Source organism: Amycolatopsis sp. NPDC058278, assembly GCF_042881395.1.
GTDB lineage: Bacteria > Actinomycetota > Actinomycetes > Mycobacteriales > Pseudonocardiaceae > Amycolatopsis.
Genome location: NZ_JBHVXZ010000055.1, coordinates 38,426 through 59,364 on the forward strand (window position 1 = coordinate 38,426; position 20,939 = coordinate 59,364).

Here is a 20,939-nt window from a genome sequence, read left to right on the forward strand (position 1 = left end):
AAGCTGAACATTCTGCACGACGACCCCGACGATCCCTGAGTGATGGCGAGCACAGTGACGGTGAGCCCGACCCCCGAACCCGACCTGGGCACCTGGCCGACCGGCCGGCTGCTGGCCGTGGCCGCGCGGCTGGTGGAGCAACGCTGGGTGGCCGTGCTCGACGGCATGGGCCTCACCCACGCGGGCCTCATCGCGCTGCACACCCTGCGCGACGGGCCGCTCCCCCAGCGGACGCTGGCCCAGCGCTGCCAGGTGACCGACCAGACGATGAGCCGCACGCTCGACCGCCTGGCCAGAGCGGGGTTCGTCAGCCGGGCCGCGGATCCGGCCGACGGCCGCCGCCAGCTGACGCGGCTGACCGCGCAGGGCCGGGCCGTGCACGAGCAAGCCGTGCGGGCCGAACCCGCACTGCTCGGCGGCCTCGGCGACGACGAGGCGTTCCGCGCCGGCCTGCTGGACCTGATCACCCGGCTGTCCGCGGGCGATTGAGAGCGCGCGGGGCTGGGTAGCTCTTCCTACATGTGGATCGCGGTGAGCACCCCAGTGGCCGTCCTGATCGCTACCGTCCTGATGGAGCGGTTCGAACGCCGGTGCCGCCTGGCACCCGGCGCCGAAACCGAGCGCGGCGCGGCCCGCGGCTGACCTCGGCCACCCCTCCGACGTGATCCACGTCTCACTCTTCTCCTGAGAGAACCTCGAGCACTCCTCCGGTCGACTGACTGGGCAGATCCGGCTCGAGGAGAACCGGGTTCAAGGGAGGAGACACACATGCGTGACATCACGAAATCCACCCGCGCGGTCACCGGCCTGGCCCTCGCGGCCGGGCTGGTCGCGGCGGTCAGCATCGGGATCGCCGGCGGTGCGTCGGCGGACCCGGCATCCACCGAGGGGACCATGACGAACGCGAACCAGCCGCCGAAAGGCGCGCGAGCCACGGTGCAGGTGAGCCCGAACCCCACCACGCACCGGGGGCAGGAAGTGACGATCACCGGCCACTGCGGCGGCGGTACCGGGTTGAAGTCCGTGCTCGGCGGGTTTCCCGGCCGGCCGGCCCTGGAGAACATCCGGATCCTCGAGTCCGGGCCGGACCGGTTCGTGGCCAAGGCGAACGTGGCCGGGAACATCGGCAACGGGGTCGGGCCCGTGTTCGTCGACTGCGGCGGCGAGGCGGGCGTGACCCTCCTGGTCACCCACGTCTGAGGGGTACGGCAAACCCGCTCACCGGCCCGAAGCCTCGGCCGGTGAGCGGGCGCCCCGACAATGACCGCCGTAATTCAGCAGGTCTTCCACGCGAAGTGATAAATCGTGTCCACGCTCGCGTGTTCGGAATCCATTTCGATGTAACTGCCACCGGCCGAGGAACCGGCGTCGGCGCGCAGTTCCGCATTGATGTTCAGGTTGCGGCTCTCCCCGCACGGGGCGAACACCAGCTCGGCCACGTCGGTGGTGTCGGTGGCCCGCCACACACCGTGGAACGGGCCGGGGATGGTGTGCCGCACCCGGGCGGTCGGCGCCGTCCCGGTGAAGTAGTAGTTGGCTTGCTCGAGCGCGCTCGCACCGCTCTCGATGTGCGCGAAGCCGCGGTACTCCGCCTCGGCGATCGCATACGTGAACCCTTGCGGCACGTGGACGAGCACGTTGATCTGGCAGTTCTTCCGGCCTTCGAGCGCCGACACGCCGCCGCCGGCCTTCGCGGTGAAGTTCGTGTAGCGCACCGTGAACGAGGTGTTGTCGGACGCGACGTCGGCCGACGCGGTGGCCGTGCCCGCCGGGCAGCCGGAGCCGTTGATCGTCTTGATGTCGAGCGTGATCTTTTCGCTCGGGGCCGACGCCACCGTAGAATCGACGGGGGCGGCGAGGGTGGACAGAATCAATGCGCCTACGACCGACATACCGAGCATGACGCTCCTCCAAATGGGCCACGGTGCCTGGTGGTGATGATGATCGCGCGCGGAGAGGATCGTAGCGCGATCGCAACCTTTTCGACGGCCACTGAATGGAGTAACACGACAAGCGTCCAGCGCGGGAAATCCATTTCCCGCTAATTCACCTTTCCCAGGGCTCGATATTCGGGGAATCGAAGGTCAAGACGCCTGGTTCAGACCACTGACGCGGAGCGAGCGTGGCGGGGTGCACCCGCCGAGCAGCGCTTCGGCGTCCAGCGTCGCCGCCCCGCTCCCCCGCTCCGCGAACCGCCGCGCCACCAGCGCGCCCGGGTTCTCGACCGGGTCCGCGCGGCCGGACAGGAACGCCCACTCGTGCTCGTCGGAGCCGAAGTACAGCACCGCGCCGAAGACCTCCCGGAACCGCCGCCACGACGCCCGCAGCGTCTCGTTGCGCCACAGCGTCGGGCAGCCCGCCTGGCAGGTCACCACCCCACCCGGCGCCAGCAGGCGCGCACAGCGGGCGAGGAAGTCCGTGCCGTACAAGCGATTGTGCTGCGCGGCCGGATCGGTGTTCTCGTCGGGCAGGTCGATCACGATCACGTCGTAGCGCTCGCCCCGGCTCTCGGCTTCGGCGAGGAAGGCCCAGCCGTCCACGTAGGACACCCGGACCGGCCCCTCGCCGCGTTCGGCCCGCGCCAGCTCCGCCGGGGTGTAGCCGTAGGGCAGGTGCTCGGCGCAGGCGCGGACGGCGTGGGCGTCGATGTCCACGTGGTCGACCAGCGAGGCGCCGGCGGCGACCGCCAACTGGCTGGCGACCCCCTCGCTCGAGCCGACGACGAGCACCCGCCGCACCCGCTCGGCCAGCAGGAGGGCGGGCACCACCAGCGCTTCGTGGTACACCAGCTGGCTGGCTTCGGTGCTTTGGCGCTCGCCGTCGCAGAACAGCGAAACCCCTTGCGCCGTCGTCCCGATCAGCACCTCCTGGTACGGCGTGCGCTCGTGGAACCGCACGTCACCGACCTCCCAGACGCGGGTGAGGCCGTCGCCGACCGGTTCGTGGATCAAGGGCATCAGCGTTCTCCCCGGTGGAGGACCGACAGGTGGACCGGCGCGGCGTGCAGCGACTTGGCCAGCAGCCGCAGGGCGTGCTCGGGATCGGCGCGTTCCCCGCAGGTGAACACGTCGGCGAAGAGCGACCCGTGCTCGGGGTAGGTGTGGACGGACGCGTGCGACTCGGCCAGCAGCGCGATCACCGTGGCGCCCTGCGGCGCGAACCGCTGCGCCACGACGTCGAGGACCGTCGCGCCCGCTTCCGTCACCGCGGCCCGCAGCAGCTCCCCGAGGCGCACCGGGTCGTCGAGCAGGCCCGGGTCGATCCCGTGCAGCTCGGCGAGCACGTGGCGCCCGGTGAACCGGCCGACGTCAGGCATCTCCCCACCGCCCGACGCAGTACGTGCGCAGCGGTTCGATCCCGTTGAACCCCACCGACGCGTAGCTCGCGGTGTAGGCCCCGGTCCCCGGCACGTCGAGCCGGTCGCCGGTCCGCAGCGACCGGGGCAGTTCGTACCGCGTCCGCTGGTAGAGCACGTCGTCGCCGTCGCAGGTCGGACCGGCCAGCACCACCGGGCCGCTGGGGCCGTCGTGCCCGCCCACCGGCTCGAACCGGTAGGCGATCGCTTCGTTTTCGGCCTCGGCCAGGCCGTTGTAGCGGCCGATGTCGAGGTACACCCAGCGCCGTTCGTCCCGGTCGGCGACCAGCACGACCTCGGTCCGCAGCAGGCCGGCGTCCGCGACGAGGACGCGGCCGGGCTCGAGCAGCAGCTCCGGGCGCCCGGACGGGAAGGCCGCGTCGAGGGCCGCCGCGATCCTCGACGCGTACGCGGCCAAGGGCGGGACGGGGGTGCGGTGGGCAGTTGGGAAGCCGCCCCCGAGGTTGAGCCGCGTCATCTCGACGCCGTGCGCCGCGGCCTCGGCGAACAGCTTCGCCGCCGTGGCGACGCCGATCTCCCAGGCGGTGACGTCCGGCTGCTGCGAGCCGACGTGGAAGGCGATCCCGGGCCGCAGCCCGAGCGCGGCCGCACGCAGCACCAGGTCGAGGGCTTCGGCCGGGGCGCAGCCGAACTTCCGGCCGAACGGCGTCGCCGAGTCCGGCGCGTCGAGCACGACGCGGATCGACACCGCCGCGCCCGGCGCGTACCGGCCCAGGTGGTCGACGTCGGCGGGAGCGTCCGAAGTGAACTCCCGGACGCCGCGTTCGAACGCGAAGGCGATGTCCCGCGGTTTCTTGATCGGGTTGCCGTAGGCGATCTCCGCCGGGCCGGCACCGCGGCCGAGGCACAGCTCGAGCTCCGCCGGGCCGGCCACGTCGAAGCCGATCCCGGCCGCCACCAGCGCGTCGAGCACCGGAGGCGCCGGGTTGGCCTTGACCGCGTACCGGATCAGCGCGCCGGGGAACGCCGCGCCGAACTCGCCCGCCCGGGCCGCGACGACGTCGGTGTCGACGACCAGGCACGGCGTCGGCGGGTCGCGCTCGTCGAGGAAGCGGCGGATCCGGGTGAAGTCGGCGCACACGGCGCCAGTGTCGCAAACGGCGTCAGACGAACCGCCAGAGGTGGTCCGGTGACCCAGTCGTCACACTGTCGTCCCACTGGGTGACCTGGGCGCCGTCCGCCGTGGACTGCTGGTCGACCGCCAGCACCTTGCCGCTGCGGACGTTGACGACCTTCGACCAGCCGCCGCCCGCGTCGACGATCCGCCAGTTGTGGTCGGGCGTGCCGTTGTCGCGGTACTGCTGGACGTGGGCGCCGTTGTCGAGGCTCTGGTCGTGCACGGCGAGGACCTTGCCGCTGTTGCGGTTGACGATCCGGACCGTGCCGTCGCCGCTGTCCACGACGGCCCACAGGTGGTCGGCGGTGCCGTTGTCCGACCACTGCGTCACCTCGGCGGTGTCGGCCAGCGACATGTTCGAAACGGCCAGGACCTTGCCCGACCGCTGGTTCTGCAGCTTCCGCCACACGGTCGTCGACGCGGCCGGGCGGGTCAGCAGCGCCAGGTAGCCGCCGGCGACCGGGCGGGCCTGGAAGCCGCGCTGGGTGGCGTCGGCGACGACGTACCAGTCACTGAACGGCACGCGCTGGGGCGTGGTGTTCGCGTAGCTGTAGACGCCCTCGACGAGGGTGGTGCGGATGCTCGGCTGGTCGGCCAGCCACGCCGCGGTCCACAGCTCCCAGTCGGCCTTCGTGTAGTTGTTGCGCGGGTCGAGCACGACGCCGTGGGCGCCCGCGCGGGCCTGGTACCAGGCGGCCTCCTGTGCCGCGACGCCGGCCGGGACCAGGTCGAGGCCGAGCACGCGGTCGGCGAAGCCGTTGTACTTCAGGCTCCACGTACCCGGCTGGTCGTAGGCGAGCCGCAGGTGCTGGCCGTCCTCGGCCAGCGTCACCCACTGGCTGACGTAGCTGCGGGACGTCGAGCGGTACCGCTGGGCGTCGGCGGTGTTCCCGGCCGCGGCGGCGATGATGCCCATCGCGCCGACGCCGACGATGCCCTTCAACGCGAGGTTCGCGCTGTGGGCGATGAAGCCGGTGAAGTCGTCGGTCTGGTTCTGGAAGCCGGGATCGAGGGTGTTGGCGATCAGGTACTCGGCCCACTGCCGCAGGATCCGGTAGTGCGCGGTGACGAACGCCGCGGTGTCGGCCGACGGCAGCCGCTGCACCAGCGCGGCCGCCATGATCAGCATGTTCGCCGACTCCTCGACCGGCATGCTCTCCTCGTTGCCGTCGTTGTGCCCGGTCGCGTCCGGGTAGTGCGTGCCGAGGTCGTGTTCGGCGAACGGCATCGGCCAGCCGCCGCGCTCGGCGTAGTCGAGCAGGGGCTCCAGCAGCAAGCGCAGGTAGGCGGGCGAAAGGTACAGGTAGGCCGGGAACGCCGGGTAGGTGACGTCCACTGTGGACATGTTGCCGTTGGAGGAGATCTCCTTGAGGAACGCCCAGGGCGCGCCACCCCGGTCGACCAGCTCGGTGCCGCCGAACGCCTGGCGCAGGGCGAGCGCGCAGATCCCGGCGTAGTGCTCGCCGGTGCTGCCACCCCCGGCCGCGGCGACGGCCTCGTCGTGCAGCCGCTGGTCGATCGCGGTGGCGGCCGACAGCGCGGCGGCGTAGTCGTTCGCGAACCACACCGCCATGTCCTGCCAGCTGCCCCAGTAGTGCGTCCACCAGGGACGCAGCTCGCTGCCGAGGTAGCGGACCGCGGGAGTGCGGACGTGCCCGATCGCGAGGGTGAACGGCGTTGCCGTGCCGCCGGCCGGGATCGTGCCGAGGTTCTTGTTGAAGGCGAGCACCGGCCAGCGGTCGTTGATCGCGCGGGGCTGCGCGGAGTCGCTGGTGTTGGTCAGGGCGCCCTGGCCGGCCGAGGCGGCGCGCACGAGGGTGTCCTGGCCGATCTGCCAGGTGGTGTTCGACGTGGGCGCCGCGAGCACGAGGGAGCCCCAGCTCGCCTGATCGCCGTTTTCCTGCAGCACGCCCGGGCTCGCCGGGGTGCAGCTGAGCAGCGTGTAGCCGTTCGCTTGCTGCTGCGTCCACGTGACCGGGGTGGCGGTGTTGCCGTGCACCCACTCGGCGGAGGTGTCGAAGTGCAGGTCGACGGCGTGCGCGCGGCCGTCGGCGCTGGTGGCCTGGATGGTGACGTACCCGAACGGGACGCACTGTCGCCGCAGGTCGGCCGGGTCGACCGGGGAGAAGAACGTGACGGTGAGGTTCACCCCGCCGCCGGTGAGGACGTAGATCGAGCGGGTGCCGGTGACCTGCAGGCTCACCTGGGTCATCGGGGTCAGCGCCGGCCCGGACGGCAGAGCGGGTGCCCCGGCGAAGACGTAGGCGGCGCCGTCGATGCGCGCGAGGCCGCACAGCGCGGTGATGTGCCCGGTCCAGAAGCTCGACCAGGTGCCGGCGAGGCTGTCGGCGGGCTGCCAGGTGGACAGGTAGGGCGAGCGGACGATCAGCGGCGTGGCGGGCGGCCGGATCGGGCTGAAGCTCCCGGCGGCGGCGGCCGTCCCGGGCAGCCAGAGAGCGGCGGCAACGGCGGCCGCGGTGCCCCCGGCGAGCCGGAGCAGATCGCGGCGGGTGAGGTGATCGCGTTCTCGAGAGGACATCGGTGGCCCCTTCCAACGGCGTGCGAGCCGGGCAGGGACTTTTTTACATCGTTGGTACAACGTTGTAAATCCGCCGAAGGTCGGTGTGGGCGCAGCGTGCGGACCAGTGGAGCGGCAGGTCCGGTGGGGTTTGGAGCGGCTCGCGGCGGTGGAGGCGCGCGAGCAGCGAGTGCCGAGTGGCTCGCGGGGCGCAGGGATGGAGGCACGCGAGCAGCGGGCACCGAGCGGCTCGCGGGGCGCGGAGGCGGCCAGGCAGCGCATGCCGAGCGGCTCGCAGCGGTCCCGCGGCGGAGGTGGGCGCACAGCGGACACCGAGCGGCTTGCGGGGTGCGGAGGCGCGGAGGCGCGACCAGCGAGTGCAAGCGGCTCCTGGTGGCGCGGCTCAGGCCGTCCGGCTCGGGCGGCCCGAGGGCGGCCACACGTACGGCAGGTCCGGCGACACCCCCGGGAACCGCGTGCCGTAGTGGTCCGGGTCCTTCCGCACCAGCGCCGACTGGTGGCTGCGGTGGAGCGCTTCGTCGCCCAGCCACGGCGGCACCTCACCCGCCGCCGTGAGCTCGGCCTGCGTGCGGACCTCGGGACTGCCCACCGATCGGGTGAACTCCTCCCCCAGTTTCACCGCGCACGTGTCCGCCGCGCCCAGCTCGCACCACACCGCGCAGACCTCGAGGCCGTAGCGCGTCAACGCCTCCTCGTACCCCGTCCACATCTTCGCCGCCGGGTGGTGGCGCCAGCCGTAGCCGGGGATCACGAGCGCGCGCAGCACCTGGAGCGCCTCCACGCGCTGCTTGCCGAGGCGGCGGCGGTCGAGCGTGCGGGCGCTGGCGGTGAAGTCGGCGCACGGCAGGAACGTCTGCATCCGGGCCGGGTACCCCTGGCGGGAAGATCCGGAACGCCGGCCGCGGCCCCGACCGCGAGATCGGGGCCGCGAAGGTGGCGGTGACGATCAGCTGGGGCCGCCGCGTCCACGGGCCGTGACGGCCGCTTCCGGTTCGACGCTCACCCGCGGGCGCAGAGGCCGGGCTTCGAGGCCCTCGACGTCGATCACCAGGAACCAGTGGGCGTTGGCCGGGATGTGGATCTTGAACATCGGTGCGGTGGCCACCCCGCCGTGCATCCGGTAGTACTGCCGGCGCCGGTAGGCCTGGAAGTTGACCGCGGTCAGCAGCCTGACGTTGGCCATCGCGTCCAGGCGGACGGTGACCACCGCGTCTCTTCGCACCTTTCCCAGGTCGAACACGCTCGCTTCCATTTCGTCCCTCTTCCACGCTTGGTTTTTCGATTCGAATACGACGGTCGCGGGCAGCGCGGATCGCGCCGCGAAGCACACGACGGCGGAAGATCGGAACGCGATCAGCCGGGCCCGGTGCCCGGTTTGGACGGCCGCCACAGCGGCACGAAATCCCCGTGCGTCCAGGTGGACGCCCGGAAGTGGTGCGGAGCGTGCCCCGCGGCCAGGAAGGCGAACGGGATGCCGGAGCCGCTGCCGGAGGCGACATCGGACGACGACGATGCCGGCGCGCCAGGGTGCGCCGGGGTCTCCCCGGGACGGTGACTGCCGAGCCGGGACGCGGGGTGGTGAGCCGTGCCCCGGTGCGGACCGGCCGCGACGGTCGCGGCGGTCCAGGGGCAGGCGATCGGCCTCGCCTGCGCGACGGCGGCCGCGGGCGGACCGGCCACGGCGGGAGCGAGCTGTGGGTTCGGCGGCGGGCCGGTCACCACCCGGGCGAGCGGGGCCACGGCCCGGACGGCGGAGCCGGCCACGGGCGGGACCACGACCGCGGCCACGGGAGCGACGACGGGCCGCCCGGCCCCGTCGGCGACGGGCGTGAGGAGGTCGGTCAGGACCGGCGAAGCGGCACCGAGCACGGGCCGGCTCACCGGCTTGACGACGCGGCTCAGGGCACCGACGAGACCGGTCACGGGCGCGGCAACGGCGGCGGCGACCGGTTCGACGAGCGGGGCGGCGGCCTCGGTCAGCGGGGAGAGCAGCGCCTTCGCGGCACCCGAGACAGGCTGGAGCACCGGCACGGCCGAACGCACGACGGACCCGACAACGCCACCGGCGGCAGCACTCACCGGCAAGACCACAGCCCCCACGGCTCGCGTCACGGGCTCGACGGCACCCACGGCTTCCGTCACCGGCGCTACAACAGCGGTGGCGGTTCCGCCCAGCGGCGAGGCAACTGCCCCAACAACAGCGCGCGCCACTGGCTCAGCGGCGCCCACCACCCGCGACACTGGCGCCACAACCGCAGCCGCACTCGAAGCGACAGGCGCAGCCGCCATCCCGACAGCACGCGCCACCGGCCCGGCGGCCCGCACAACTCCTGCTACAGGCGCCACCGCGGTCGCGGCGGTCCCGCCCACCGGCGAAACAGCCGCCCCCATGACACGCGCCACTCGTTGCGCAGCAGCGGCAGCACTCGAAGCGACAGGCGAGGCGTCCGACCCCACGGCACGCGCCACCGGCTCAGCGGTACCCACCGCCCGCGACACCGGCGCCACAGCCGCACCCGCAGCAACAGGTGCAGCCGCCGCCCCAACAGCGCGCGCCACCGGCGCAGCCGACCCCACCACCCGCGACACCGGCGCCACAACGGCAGCCGCACTCGAAGCGGCAGGCGCAACTGCAGCCGCGCTTCCAGGGGGCACCGCTGCCTTCGCTACGCGCGAGTCCGCCCGTACCGCCCGCGAAACTGCACCGGCCGCGACCGGCGCCGCCGCATCAGGGACCGGTCGTGAGATCCGCGTGGCCGCCCGTTGCCCACCCCGGGGCCCGGCATCGGCCTTCGCCACCTGGTCCGCCGACACCGCCGACACCGGCGACACCGGCGAGACGGGCGACACCGGCGGGACCAGCGCTCCCACCACCGTCCCGATCGGATCACCGAGGCCCGCCGAGGGCGCGGCGTCGGCGTTGCCGGACGTCAGCCAGGACACCAGCCAGAAGCCCGCCACCGCCCCCGCCAGTACCAGCAGCCGGCGAGCGGCGACGGACGCGCCGCCCACCTCGCGAGCCCGGGTCACGTCGGCGAACCTCCACGGTGAGAACAGGCCTGGGACTTACCCTCCAACGGCTCGGGTCACACTCCTGCTACGGGCCGTCCGGCGCTTCCACTCTTCCGGCCTAGCTGCAAGCCTGACTTGAGACTCCAGTCGGGTGAGGTCGATGGACCGGGTGACCGCTTCCCGATACCTCCGCGGAAATCAGGCTTCCTGTGCCCGTCGCTGTCCCGAGAGCGCGCCCAGGGCCGAGACGCCGTGCTGCAGGCCTTCGCGGAACGTCGCGCGCTGGCCCGGGCTCAGGTCGGCCAGCAGCGCGGTCTCCAGCTCCGCGACCGCCGGTGCACACCCCGCCAGCAGCGCGCGTCCGGCGTCGGTGAGGCCGGCCAGCAGGACCCGCTTGTTGCCCGCCTTGGGGGTCCGCGCGATCAGGCCGCGCTTTTCCAGCGTCAGCACCATTTCGTGCATGGTCTGCGGCCGCAGGAACGACCGGCGGGCCAGCTGCGCCGAAGACAGCGCGCCGCTGGCTTCGAGGACGGTCAGCGCCGTGTACTGCAGCGTGGTGAGCCCGAGCGGCCGCAGGGCGTCGTCGAGCAGGGCCCTGATCACCAGCTCGAGCCGTTTGACCAGGTACAAGGTCAACGGCGCGCCGGCGGGGTGCTCCTGGGCGGAGGTGCTCACGGCGCCCATCATGGCACGCGGGCGCCGCTATGCTCCGATCATGGACCTCGGTCGGCAGACGCGCGTGCGGCAGGCGTTCGGCACCTTCTTCGGGGCCACGGAACCGACGAAGGAAAACCACGTCCTCGACCTCTTCCACCGCACCGCGGAAACCGTGCCCGCGTACCGGAAATTCCTGCGGGACCACGGGATCGAGCCGCAGTCCGTCCGAACCATGGCCGACTTCGGGCGGCTGCCCCTCACCGACAAGGCCGGCTACCACCGGAAGTACCCGCTGCCCGAACTGTGCCGCGGCGGCACGTTCGACGGGCTCGACATGATCGCCGTCTCCTCGGGCTCCAGCGGTCACCCGACCGTCTGGCCGCGGGCGCTCGAAGACGAACTGCACGTCGCCCGCCGCTTCGAACAGGTGCTGGCCGGCGCCTTCGAAGCCGATCGGCGCAGCACCCTCGCCGTCGTCTGCTTCCCGCTCGGCACCTGGGTCGGCGGCCTGTTCACCACCGCGTGCGTGCGGCACCTCGCCGCCAAGGGCTGCCCGATCACCGTCGTGGCGCCCGGCAACAACAAGGCGGAGATCCTGCGGGTGCTGCCCGAGCTCGCGCCGCACTTCGAGCAGGTCGTGCTGCTGGGCTACCCGCCGTTCGTCAAGGACGTCGTCGACACCGGCCTGGCCGAAGGTGTCGACTGGCCCGCGTACGCGATCAAGCTGGTGCTGGCGGGCGAGGTGTTCAGCGAGCAGTGGCGCGAGCTGGTGGCCCGGCGGGCCGGGATCGCCGACCCGGTCCGCGACATCGCGTCGCTGTACGGCACGGCCGACGCGGGGGTGCTCGGCACCGAAACCCCGCTGTCGGCGAGCATCCGGCGGTTCTTCGCCGGCCACCCGCAGGCGGCCCGCGAGGTCTTCGGCGACGCGCGCCTGCCGACGCTGGTGCAGTACGACCCGGCGAGCCGCTTCTTCGAGGTGCACGAGGGCACCCTCGTCTTCACGGCGGACGGCGGCATCCCGCTGATCCGCTACCACATCGCCGACGACGGCGGGCTCCTGCCGCACGCCGAGCTGCTCGCCCACTGCGCCCGGCACGGCTTCACGCCGCCACCGGGTCCGGAGCTGCCGTTCGTGTACGTGTTCGGCCGCTCGCTGTTCACGGTGTCGTTCTTCGGCGCGAACGTCTACCCGGAGAACGTCACCGTCGGCCTGGAGCAGCCGGGCATCAGCGACACGGTGACGGGCAAGTTCGTCATCGAGTCGGTCGAGGACGCCGACCGCGACCGCCGGCTGCGCGTCACCGTCGAGACGGCACCGGGCGCCACCGCCGACCCGGCCCGGATCGCGGCGGCCGTGCGTGCCCAGCTGGTGCGGCTGAACAGCGAGTTCGCGCACTACGTCCCGCCGGAGCGGCAGCTGCCCGACGTCGTCCTGCGCCCGGCGGGCGACCCCGAGTACTTCCCGGTCGGCGTGAAGCACCGCTACACGCGGCCCGGCTAAGGCAGGGCTAGTTTCCGGAACCGTTCGCGCCGCTCGTCGGCCGACGAGCCGTCGGCGATGTCGTCGTCGAACCACGAACACAGCGCCGCCCACAGCTCCGCGCGGGCCGTGAAGCCGTCCGCCGCCATCGGGGTCTGCTCGAGTTCCGCCACGTCCGCCACCAGCTGGTCCAGGCGACGGTCGCACAGGCGGACGTACTCGCGGACGACGATGTTCGTGTCGAGGCCCGTCTTCGCGCGCGGGCCCGCCGCCCCGCGCAGCTGGGCGTGCAGGCTTTCTTCGCAGTAGCGCGGGAACCCGGAGATCGAGCCCGGGTAGCCGCACTCGGCCGCCCACTCGCGGAACGCGCAGATCGCCTGGTAGCGCGTGTACCAGTCCTGTTTCCCGGCCGCCAGGTTCGCCAGCTTCCGCCAGGCGTCGCGGTCGGCCGAGCGCCAGCGGTCGAGGGTGCGGCCGTCCGGCCGGAGGCCCTCGTCGAGCGCGCGGCCGCGCCAGACGTGCGCCCGGCAGCCCGCGATCTCGGCGACGAGCCGGCGGACGTACGCGACCTGTTCCCAGACGTGGGCGCGTTGCGGCCGCAGCGGTGCCGCGCGGTCCGGGGAGAACGTCACCATCTCGAACACGCGGAACAGCTCGTGGCCGCGCAGGGCCGCCAGGTCGGGGTCCTCCCCCATCACCCAGGAACGGCGCTCCGGCAGCCGTCCGCTGTGACTGATCGTCGCCGCGTGGTAGAGCTCGCGGACCGCACGGCGGGCCACCTCGTCACGCGATTCCCCGAGCAGGCGCGGGTTGCGCGCGCGGTCGCGCAGGTCGCGTTCGCCGCGCGGGCCGACTTCGAGCATCGCCACCGCGTACACGCTCGCCGCGTTGTAGCACTCCTCCCACGAGCGGCGGGGCCCGGCCGCCTCGACGGTGACGTCGAGCGCCTGCGGGTCCGGTGGCCAGCGCCGGTCCGGGCAGACGTCGGCCAGCCGGACGCGGCTGCCGGGGTAGGCGGGCTGGGGCTCGGGTACCGCACCGGTCACCGGCTCGACGTCCGCCATCGCGCGCCGCACCACCGACCAGACCAGGGACAGGTCGAGCGCGCGGTTCGTCAGCTGCTTCCAGCTGCGGCGCCAGCGGCGGCCGAACCGCCGGTAGTCCTCGATGAGCCGCTCGATCTCGTACTGCGACAGCGCGCCGAAGTACGACCGCATCTCCGCGGCGCGCTGGTTGTACTCGGCCAGCTGCGCCGGGGTCGCCTCGCTGGCCAGGAGTTCCTCGACCGGCACGCGCAGCACGCGCCGGTGCAGCTCGAGCCGCTTCTCCCGCGGGATCGCGTACGGCCGCGTCCGGACGTCGAGGTCGACGTACCGGCGGAAGCGCAGCTCGATCGCCGCCCGCAGTTCGGCGCGGCGCTGCGCCCGCGCGTCGCCGGGGGCGCCCGCGGTGGTGCGGCGCACCCACCAGGACCCGGCCACCGAGTCGCCGTGGCCGAGCACGAGGGCGTGCCGGTAGCGGGCGATGAGCAGGGCGACGTCGCGACCACGACCGGCGTGGCGGGGCTGGCGCGCGAAGTCGGGGCCGATCCACCAGCGGGCCAGCCGCGGGTGTCCCCGGCTGCAGACGGTGATCACGTCGTCGTAGGTGGCGAGCGCGTCGAGGTGCAGGTCGAGCTGTTCCTGCAGGGCGGCGATCTCGAGTCTGATGTAGACGTTGGCCGGGTCGAGGCTGATCGCGCGGTAGTACTCGGCGAGGGCCTCGTCGTAGCGGCGGTAGGCGATGAAGTGGTTGGCGCGCTGGTAGGCGTCGAACAGCTCGTACGGGATCTTCGCGCCGCGCCAGGCGGCCCAGTGGATGTTCGTGCGGACGTAGGCGCTGCGCGGGATGACCAGCGCGGCCACCGCGTTCGCCGCGCGATGCAGCACGCGCGGCCAGTTCGCGTCCTCGATCACCAGCGGGCTCGCGGCGAAGCGCGGGACGCGCACGAGTTCCAGGATGAGCTGGTGGCGGCCGGGGGTGTTGCCGGGCCGGACGGTGCCGGTGACGGTGAACGCGGCCGGTGGCTGGGCGAGCCGGATCAGCTTCGTGACGGCCTTCCACCAGCCCTCCGCGGAATCGCCGGCGTGCTCGACGATCTGGAGGAAGTCGTAGGAGCTGCCGGCGCCCGGGACCGGCGTCGGGGTGTAGAGGCGGGAGTCGTTGAGGAACCGCTTGAAGGTGGCGGTCAGCTCGACGGCGGAGTCGATCTCGCGGTCGTGGCTGCCTTCGGGCCGCTCGTCGGCGAACACCCGGATGTCGATCTGGTTGGCCCGGTAGGCGGCGGCCTCCAGCCGCGCCTTGCCGACGAAGTACAGCGTCAGGACGGCGGAGACGAGCACCACGGACGTCTGCAGGACGGTCCAGGTGATCACGGTGGCGATCTTCGGGTCGCGCACGAACGTCCAGGCCTGGAAGAACGGCAGGTAGGGCACGACCGCGAAACCGGCCGCGACGAGCCCGGCCGCCACCGCCGCCAGCCACCACCGGATCCGGTGGGCCGCGGGCAGTTCGGCCTGGTCGAAGCCCCCGAGCCGGCGCGCGTGCACCATCGATCACCCCCTCGTGTCAGATTACTCGCAGAGGGGGTGCGATTCGTTACGGCCCGTTATCCGCGAGCTCGGCGATCACCTGGGCGTGACACGGTTCGGGGACGCACCAGCACCCGAGCCGGCGGCCGCGGAGCCCGGGCAGCAGCGCGAGCAGGCCGGGCCGGGACAGCAGGTACTCGCGGTACTTCGCGACGACTTCTTCGCGCGTGCCGTCCGGACCCGGCCGGAACGGGCTGGCCAGCTCCGACCCCTCGAGGTGCCAGCCCCCGCGGTGCATGGCCCGCCCGACGTAGACGACGTCGGCGTAGCCGGGATCGTCCCGGTGCCCCTTCAGGTTGACGACCGTGGTCGGCATACGGCCCTCCTTCACGCCCCCGCGACGCCGGTTGTCCATAGTTCACCGGTTCGCTCTCCATCCGGTTACACCCGATGGTCCACCTAGTGCAGATGCACTATGCTGAAGGCTCACGGTTGAGCCGTCAGCCGCTGCCGGACGTTCCGCGCCCGGGCCGGCAGGCTGCCTCACGTCCGGCATCCGTCGTCCCGAAACGTCCGGTCCGCTCCCGCTGCCCCGACGAAAGGGTGTGCCGCGATGGTTCCGCAACCACGCTCGGCCGACCACCAGCTCACCGCCGGCTGGCTGACCGCCGGCCACATGTCCGTGCGCGTGCGCTCCCGCGGCACCCGCACCCTGCTCGTCGAGGTGACCGGCGAGGTCGACCTCGCCACCGCCCGCCGCCTCGACGAAGTCCTGCAGGACCGCGTCCACGGCGAGGTCGGCGAACTCGTCATCGACCTCGCCGGCGTCACGTTCTTCTCCGTCGCCGGGCTCAACTCGCTGCTGCGCGCCCAGCTGCTCGCCGACTCGGCCGGGGCCCGCCTCACCGTGGACGCGGGGCGGTCCCGCGCGGTGCGGCGGCTGTTCACGCTGCTGCCGACCGACTTCGACAGCGTCGCGAACGTCCGCCCGGTCCCGTGATGGCTCACCCGGCCTGACGGCCCAGCCGCCGGACGGCCTCGACGATCGCCGAGTTCGGCGCGCCCTTCACCAGGTACTCGGTGACACCGGCCGCGGCCAGCCCGGCGATCGACGCACGGTCGGCGTAGGCGGAGAAGGCCAGGATGGCGGTGTCCGGGCTGCGCCGGGCGATCTCGCGGGCCGCCCGCGCCCCGCCGCCGCCCGGCATCCGGACGTCGAGGACGGCGACCGCGGGCCGGTGCCGCTCGGCGAGCCGGATCGCCTCGTCGGCGTCGCCGGCCACCGCGACCACGGCGATGTCGGCCTCGGAATCCAGGACCTCCTTCAGGACGTCGCGGATCATCACGTCGTCGTCGGAGATCAGCACGCGCAGCTCGGTCACGGTTCGAGCTCCGTCGCGTCGGGCAGCAGGGGCAGCCAGAACTCGACGACGGTGCCCGCGCCGGGCGTGCTGTCCACGGAGAGCCAGCCGTGCGCCGCTTCGGCGCGCTCGTGCATCTCGACCAGCCCGAAGTGGCCGGCGCCGGCCTCGCCGCCGGCCGTGCCGACGCCGTCGTCGCTGATCCGCACCAGGATGCCGTTGTCCACTGTGGACAGCATGACGCCGACCCGGGTGGCGCGCGCGTGCTTGTGGACGTTGCTGAGCGCCTCCTGGCAGATCCGGTACACGGTGATCGCCGCTTCCGGGGACGGCTCGGCGGTGAGCTCGTCCCGCACGTCGTAGGCCAGTCCCCAGCGGCCCGCCACGTCGTCGGTGTAGGCCGAGACCGCCTCCACCAGGCCGTGCCGGTCGAGTTCCGGTGGCCGCAGCCGGGAGACCAGGCGGCGCAGCCGGGCGATCGCGGCGGTGACCGACTCGTCGAGGCTGCCGACGGCGCTCGCGTGCGGTTCCGGCAGCCGGGAGGCCAGCAGCTGCAGGCGCATGCCGACGGCCACCATGGACTGGATCGACTCGTCGTGGACGTCCCAGGCGATCCGGCGCCGCTCCACCTCCTGGGCCTCGACGAGGTGCCCGACCAGCCGGCGGCGTTCGCGCAGGGCCTGCTCGACGTTGCGGCGTTCGGTCATGTCGCGGGTGACCTTCCCGAACCCGCGCAGCCGCCCCCGCTCGTCGAACAACGCCGTGATCACCACGTTCGCCCAGAACCGGGTGCCGTCCTTGCGCACCCGCCACCCCTCGTCCTCCAGCCGCCCCTGTTCGACCGCGATCTCCAGCTCCCGCGCCGGCTTCCCCGCCGCCACGTCGTCAGCCGGGTAGAACACCGAGAAGTGCTGCCCGATGATCTCGTCGGCCGCGTACCCCTTGATGCGCTCCGCCCCCGCGTTCCACGTCGAGATCCGGCCCTCGGTGTCGAGCATGAAGATCCCGTAGTCCAGTACTCCCTGCACCAGCAGGCGGAACCGGTCGTCGTCCATGCGGCAACTCTGCCGGATCGGCACCCGGCCGGCACGGCCACCGGCCGCGGCTCAGCCCGCGAGCTCGGCGGCCGGGGCGGGCAGGACACACCAGACCACCTTCCCGCGGCCGTGGCGCGCGGTCCCCCGCACCGAGGACAGGCGGTCGACGAGGGCGAGACCCCAGCCGCCGTCGGCTCCCGCCGGACGCCGCACCGGGGGCGCCGGGTCGTCGTCGAAGACCTCGATGCGGATGTCCGTGCCGTCCACGCTCAGCCGCAGGACCGGGTCACCGCCGGCGTGCCGCAGCGCGTTGGTCGCGAGCTCGGTGACGACCAGCAGCGCGTCGTCGAGGGCGGCACCATCGGTCCAGGCCAGCAGGGCGAGCCGGGTGAACCGGCGAGCGCCGGCCAGGCCGCCCGCCAAGTCGGTCAGCACGCACTCCGCGGTCAGCGGGCCAGGGATGTTCACCCCACCAGCGTGCTCGAACGGCACCGGACGGCGCGAGAGGCAAAGGCCCCCCACCCGGCTGGTGCAGGTGCATCAGCCGATGAGGCCCTCCCGGCGGGCCACCGCGACGGCTTCGAGCTTCGACCGCGCGCCGAGCTTTTCCAGCACCCGCTGCACGTGGTTGCGCGTGGTGTTGCGGGAGACGCCCAGCCGGCGGCCGATCTCGTCGGTGGTCGCGCCCTCGGCGAGCAGGTCGAGGGTTTCGCGTTCCCGCGCGGTCAGCGCCGCACCTCCGCCGGGGCCCCGGCCGGTGAGCTGGTGGAGCACGCCGGGCAGCAGCTCCGGGTCGAAGACCACGGCGCCGGCGGCCACGTCCCGCACGGCGCGTTCCAGCACGCCGAGCTGGGCGGACTTCAGCAGCAGCCCCGCGCCGCCCGCCTTGGCGACCTGCACGGCGACCGCGGGCGTCGCGTCACCGGTCAGCACCAGCACCCGCGCGCCACCCGCGGCGAGCTGCGCGATGACGCCGAGGGCGTCGCCGTCGGCGAGCCGCCGGTCCAGCACCACGACGTCCGGGGCGTGCTCGATCGCGTGGGGCACCGCCTCCGCCCGGGAGCGGGCCCGGCCGACCACCGTGATCCCGTCGGCGCGGTCGAGGGCCAGCTGCAGCGCCTCCGCGACCATGTCGTGGTCCTCCACCAGCAGGACCCGGACGTCACGAGGCTCATCGGCGCTGCTCACGGCGTTCCCTCACTCCGGTGGTGACTGACCGCCCATCCTAGGCGCCCGCCCCGCGGGATCGCCGCCGGTCACCAGGCGGGGGAACTCGGCCGCAGCAGTCCTTCGGGACCGGTCACCGGCAGCCAGTCGACGAGGTCCTCGTGGTGGCCCGCCGCCCGGAGCACCGGCGGCCGGAACGAGCCGGCGGGCGGGCCGGCGACCCGCAGCACCTCGAGGAACCGGGCGACCGCGCGCGGCGCGGGCAGGACTTCCGGGCCGCCGAGGTAGGCGAGCACCTTCGCCGCGCCTCCGCCCGCGGGCTCGACGACCGCCGACCAGCCGTGCACCTCGTCCCAGATGAGGGCCAAGTCGTGCCCCGGCAGGTCCGGCAGCGTGCGATCGAGGGCGACGTACCCGGAGGCGGGCACGTCGAGGTCGAGCGAACACGATTCGAAGCCGACGCCGACGGCCCGGGCGACCCGGGCGAGGTAGGCACGCAGCCCTCGGGCGAAGTGGTACTCGATGTCCCTGCCGAAGCCGATGAGCGTGTTCATGGTTCCGCCTCCCGCACCCGCTGCAGGCACGGAATACCCGATTCGGGCAGCGGTCACACTTTCGTGTTCATTCTTCGATCGCCCCGCCCACCGCCCGCAAGTGCGCGCGGAAAGTCAAGGACGGATCCGTTTCCCGCGCCGCAAGGAATTCACCGAAACGCACCTGCTGCCGCAACGGTTCGCCGCCGCGGATCCGGTCGGCCTGGCGGCGTTCGGTGTCGCGGATTCCTTCGGCGAGGGTGCACAATTCACCCGCGCGGGCGAGCGGGACGAAGAGGACACCGTCGTCGTCGCCCAGCACGAGGTCCGCCGGGCCGATCCGCCAGGTCCCGACGATCGCCTCGGCCAGCCCGCCGTCGACGCGGGGACCCAGGCCGAGCGGGCCGGTGGGCAGGGAGCCGAGGCTGAACACCGGCAGCCCGATGGCGCGGATGTCCGCGGTGTCGCGGTGCAGGCCCCAGATCACCACCCCGGAGAGCCCGGCGGCGCGCGCCTCGAGGACGACGAGGTCGCCGACGCAGCTTTCGTCGAGCCGGCCGCCGTTGTCGACCACCAGCACGCCGCCTTCGGGAGCGTCCTCGAAGGCTTCGAGGAAGACGTCGACGCTGCCGACGTGCCGGGCCGGGACGGCCGGGCCGAACAGGCGGCTGCCCGGCACCACCGCGCGCGTCGGCGCCGGCGCGCACCGCACCGGGAGCCCGGCGCGGATGCACGCGTCGGCGAGGTGGGCGGTGGTCAGCGTCGCGAAGCGCTGTCCGAGTCCTTCGAGGTCCATGCGCCGAACTTAGCCAGCGTCCCGGGTCTGCCCCGTCAGCCACGCCAGGTACTCCGCGCTGCCGCCGACGATCGGCGTGGCGATCACCTCCGGCAGGTCGTAGCCGTGCAGCTGCCGCAGGCGTTCGGTCAGCGCCGGCACCCGGTCGGCGGTCGTCTTGATCTCCACGCGCCACTCCCGATCGGTCCGCACCGCGCCGTCCCATCGGTAGACGCTGGTGATCGGGCCGACGACCTGGGCACAGGCCCCCAGCCGGGCTTCCACCGCCTGCGCGGCCAGTTCCCGCGCCGCCGCTTCCGAGTCCGTCGTGGACGTCACGATCACGTGCTCCGCCGCCATGCCGTCAGGTTACCGGCGACCGTTCACCCCGAATTCGAGACAGCGCCACCACCCGGCGGCCAGGATGAGCGGCGCCGAAGTTCCCGACGTGAGGACCCGAGGATGCGCCGTCTGCCCGCACTCGCCACCGCCGTGCTCTCCGCCTCCGCACTGCTGACCGGCGGGACGGCCCACGCCGCGAGCCCGCCGTTCCCCGCGTCGGTGTTCCGGGCGACCCACAACAGCTATTCGGGAAACGTCGACGGCGCCAAGAACTCCCTCACCTCCCAGCTCGACCACGGCGTGCAGTTCCTGGAATTCGATGTGCACGACAACGGCTACCCGGCGTCGCACGACTACGCCGTCGGCCACGACTCCCCCGGCGACCTCGTGGACCACAGCGGCGGCAACCCGGCGTCGAACAACCTCCGCGACTGGCTGGCCGCGGTGAACACCTGGTCCGCGCAGCACCCGGCCGCCGCCCCGATCGTCGTCATGCTCGACCTCAAGGACGACCTGACCGACAACCCGTCGTTCGCCGCGGGCAACCTGACCGCCCTGAACCAGGAGCTGGAGTCGGTGTTCGGCGCGCGGCTGCTGCGGGCGCAGGACTACCCGGCGGCGCAGCCGGACGTCGACGCGCTGCGCGGGCGCGTGCTGCCGCTGCTGTCCGGCGACGGCGGCTCCCGCACCGAGTACCGGCGCGACGTCGGCTACCACCCGGCGGTCGCGCTGAACGGCCGCGGCCAGGTGGTCGAGGTGCACGACTCCGGGGCCGGCGCACTCTGGTACTGGACCGGGACCTACGACGCCGACGGGCGGGTCACCTGGCTGCGGCACGGCAAGTACGACAGCGGGCAGACGCCGGCCGTGGGGGGGGGGGGGGCGCGCGGGCCCCCGAGGGGGGGGCCCGGCCGGCGGGGGGCGCCCCCGAGGGAGAAACGCGGGGAACCAGGGGCGCGCGGCGAGAACA

The 20,939-nt window shown here is 73.1% G+C and carries 22 protein-coding genes and 1 pseudogene; 5 read left to right on the plus strand and 18 right to left on the minus strand.

From position 1 onward, the window contains the following. Window positions 1-42 precede the first annotated feature (42 nt). A complete protein-coding gene (locus ACFVYA_RS26980) occupies window positions 43-489 on the plus strand; it encodes a MarR family winged helix-turn-helix transcriptional regulator (RefSeq protein ID WP_285992307.1) in 447 nt (148 codons plus the stop codon). Between the two features lie 279 nt (window positions 490-768). Next, window positions 769-1,200 (plus strand): hypothetical protein, encoded by a 432-nt coding sequence (locus tag ACFVYA_RS26985; RefSeq protein ID WP_387048883.1) that lies wholly within the window; start codon window positions 769-771, stop codon window positions 1,198-1,200. 74 nt (window positions 1,201-1,274) lie between these two features. Here ACFVYA_RS26985 and ACFVYA_RS26990 read toward each other — a convergent pair whose 3' ends face one another. From ACFVYA_RS26990 to ACFVYA_RS27030, 9 genes are all read right to left on the minus strand, one after another. Then, window positions 1,275-1,901, minus strand: a complete 627-nt coding sequence (locus ACFVYA_RS26990; RefSeq protein WP_285992309.1) for a DUF4360 domain-containing protein — start codon at window positions 1,899-1,901, stop codon at window positions 1,275-1,277. A gap of 183 nt (window positions 1,902-2,084) precedes the next feature. After that, the gene (locus ACFVYA_RS26995; protein WP_387048885.1) at window positions 2,085-2,957 is read right to left on the minus strand and encodes a spermidine synthase; all 873 of its coding nucleotides are present in this window, start codon (window positions 2,955-2,957) and stop codon (window positions 2,085-2,087) included. Continuing rightward, complete coding sequence (gene speD / locus ACFVYA_RS27000; RefSeq protein WP_285992311.1) at window positions 2,957-3,316, minus strand: adenosylmethionine decarboxylase; 360 nt, start codon at window positions 3,314-3,316, stop codon at window positions 2,957-2,959. The genes ACFVYA_RS26995 and speD overlap by 1 nt, the downstream gene beginning before the upstream one ends. After that, complete coding sequence (locus ACFVYA_RS27005) at window positions 3,309-4,457, minus strand: type III PLP-dependent enzyme (protein WP_387048886.1); 1,149 nt, start codon at window positions 4,455-4,457, stop codon at window positions 3,309-3,311. The genes speD and ACFVYA_RS27005 overlap by 8 nt, the downstream gene beginning before the upstream one ends. Window positions 4,458-4,479: 22 nt before the next feature. Beyond that, the gene (locus tag ACFVYA_RS27010; protein WP_387048888.1) at window positions 4,480-7,032 is read right to left on the minus strand and encodes a glutaminase domain-containing protein; all 2,553 of its coding nucleotides are present in this window, start codon (window positions 7,030-7,032) and stop codon (window positions 4,480-4,482) included. A 382-nt stretch (window positions 7,033-7,414) separates the two neighbouring features. Then, window positions 7,415-7,891, minus strand: coding sequence for an MSMEG_6728 family protein (locus ACFVYA_RS27015; protein ID WP_387048889.1), 477 nt, complete (start codon window positions 7,889-7,891; stop codon window positions 7,415-7,417). A gap of 87 nt (window positions 7,892-7,978) precedes the next feature. Continuing rightward, window positions 7,979-8,272: a DUF1883 domain-containing protein gene (locus ACFVYA_RS27020; RefSeq protein ID WP_285992315.1), complete on the minus strand. Its 294-nt coding sequence runs from the start codon at window positions 8,270-8,272 to the stop codon at window positions 7,979-7,981. Between the two features lie 113 nt (window positions 8,273-8,385). After that, the gene (locus ACFVYA_RS27025; protein WP_387048891.1) at window positions 8,386-9,111 is read right to left on the minus strand and encodes a hypothetical protein; all 726 of its coding nucleotides are present in this window, start codon (window positions 9,109-9,111) and stop codon (window positions 8,386-8,388) included. A gap of 1,131 nt (window positions 9,112-10,242) precedes the next feature. Beyond that, on the minus strand, window positions 10,243-10,731 hold the full coding sequence (locus ACFVYA_RS27030; RefSeq protein WP_387048893.1) for a MarR family winged helix-turn-helix transcriptional regulator: 489 nt from the start codon (window positions 10,729-10,731) through the stop codon (window positions 10,243-10,245). A gap of 28 nt (window positions 10,732-10,759) precedes the next feature. Here ACFVYA_RS27030 and ACFVYA_RS27035 point away from each other — a divergent pair, with 28 nt between their 5' ends. Then, window positions 10,760-12,205 carry a phenylacetate--CoA ligase family protein gene (locus ACFVYA_RS27035; protein ID WP_387048895.1) on the plus strand — a complete coding sequence of 482 codons (1,446 nt, stop codon included), beginning with the start codon at window positions 10,760-10,762 and terminating at the stop codon, window positions 12,203-12,205. On the opposite strand, the gene ACFVYA_RS27040 is transcribed toward ACFVYA_RS27035, so the two are convergent. Together ACFVYA_RS27040 and ACFVYA_RS27045 are read right to left on the minus strand one after the other, a co-directional pair. Further along, window positions 12,202-14,775, minus strand: a complete 2,574-nt coding sequence (locus tag ACFVYA_RS27040; protein ID WP_387048897.1) for a hypothetical protein — start codon at window positions 14,773-14,775, stop codon at window positions 12,202-12,204. The genes ACFVYA_RS27035 and ACFVYA_RS27040 overlap by 4 nt on opposite strands. Before the next feature lie 46 nt (window positions 14,776-14,821). Next, on the minus strand, window positions 14,822-15,130 hold the full coding sequence (locus ACFVYA_RS27045) for a DUF4326 domain-containing protein (protein ID WP_387048898.1): 309 nt from the start codon (window positions 15,128-15,130) through the stop codon (window positions 14,822-14,824). A 237-nt stretch (window positions 15,131-15,367) separates the two neighbouring features. Between ACFVYA_RS27045 and ACFVYA_RS27050 the strand changes: the two genes are divergently transcribed. Then, a complete protein-coding gene (locus ACFVYA_RS27050) occupies window positions 15,368-15,754 on the plus strand; it encodes an STAS domain-containing protein (protein ID WP_387048900.1) in 387 nt (128 codons plus the stop codon). Window positions 15,755-15,758: 4 nt separating this feature from the next. Here the strand turns inward: ACFVYA_RS27050 and ACFVYA_RS27055 are convergent, their stop codons facing one another. The 7 genes from ACFVYA_RS27055 to cutA form a co-directional block, all read right to left on the minus strand. Beyond that, window positions 15,759-16,136, minus strand: a complete 378-nt coding sequence (locus ACFVYA_RS27055) for a response regulator transcription factor (RefSeq protein ID WP_387048901.1) — start codon at window positions 16,134-16,136, stop codon at window positions 15,759-15,761. Next, window positions 16,133-17,170, minus strand: coding sequence for a PAS domain S-box protein (locus ACFVYA_RS27060; protein WP_387048902.1), 1,038 nt, complete (start codon window positions 17,168-17,170; stop codon window positions 16,133-16,135). The genes ACFVYA_RS27055 and ACFVYA_RS27060 overlap by 4 nt, the downstream gene beginning before the upstream one ends. A 51-nt stretch (window positions 17,171-17,221) precedes the next feature. After that, window positions 17,222-17,620 (minus strand): ATP-binding protein, encoded by a 399-nt coding sequence (locus tag ACFVYA_RS27065; RefSeq protein WP_387048903.1) that lies wholly within the window; start codon window positions 17,618-17,620, stop codon window positions 17,222-17,224. Between the two features lie 72 nt (window positions 17,621-17,692). Then, window positions 17,693-18,340, minus strand: coding sequence for a response regulator transcription factor (locus tag ACFVYA_RS27070; protein ID WP_387048905.1), 648 nt, complete (start codon window positions 18,338-18,340; stop codon window positions 17,693-17,695). 68 nt (window positions 18,341-18,408) lie between these two features. Next, window positions 18,409-18,873: a DUF6292 family protein gene (locus tag ACFVYA_RS27075; RefSeq protein WP_387048907.1), complete on the minus strand. Its 465-nt coding sequence runs from the start codon at window positions 18,871-18,873 to the stop codon at window positions 18,409-18,411. Window positions 18,874-18,940: 67 nt separating this feature from the next. Beyond that, window positions 18,941-19,648 (minus strand): RraA family protein, encoded by a 708-nt coding sequence (locus ACFVYA_RS27080; protein ID WP_387048908.1) that lies wholly within the window; start codon window positions 19,646-19,648, stop codon window positions 18,941-18,943. A gap of 9 nt (window positions 19,649-19,657) precedes the next feature. Beyond that, window positions 19,658-19,987 carry a divalent-cation tolerance protein CutA gene (gene cutA / locus ACFVYA_RS27085; protein ID WP_387048909.1) on the minus strand — a complete coding sequence of 110 codons (330 nt, stop codon included), beginning with the start codon at window positions 19,985-19,987 and terminating at the stop codon, window positions 19,658-19,660. Between the two features lie 102 nt (window positions 19,988-20,089). On the opposite strand from cutA, the pseudogene ACFVYA_RS27090 reads away from it, so the two are divergent. Continuing rightward, window positions 20,090-20,939 (plus strand): annotated as a pseudogene (locus ACFVYA_RS27090) (hypothetical protein); the annotation flags it as partial.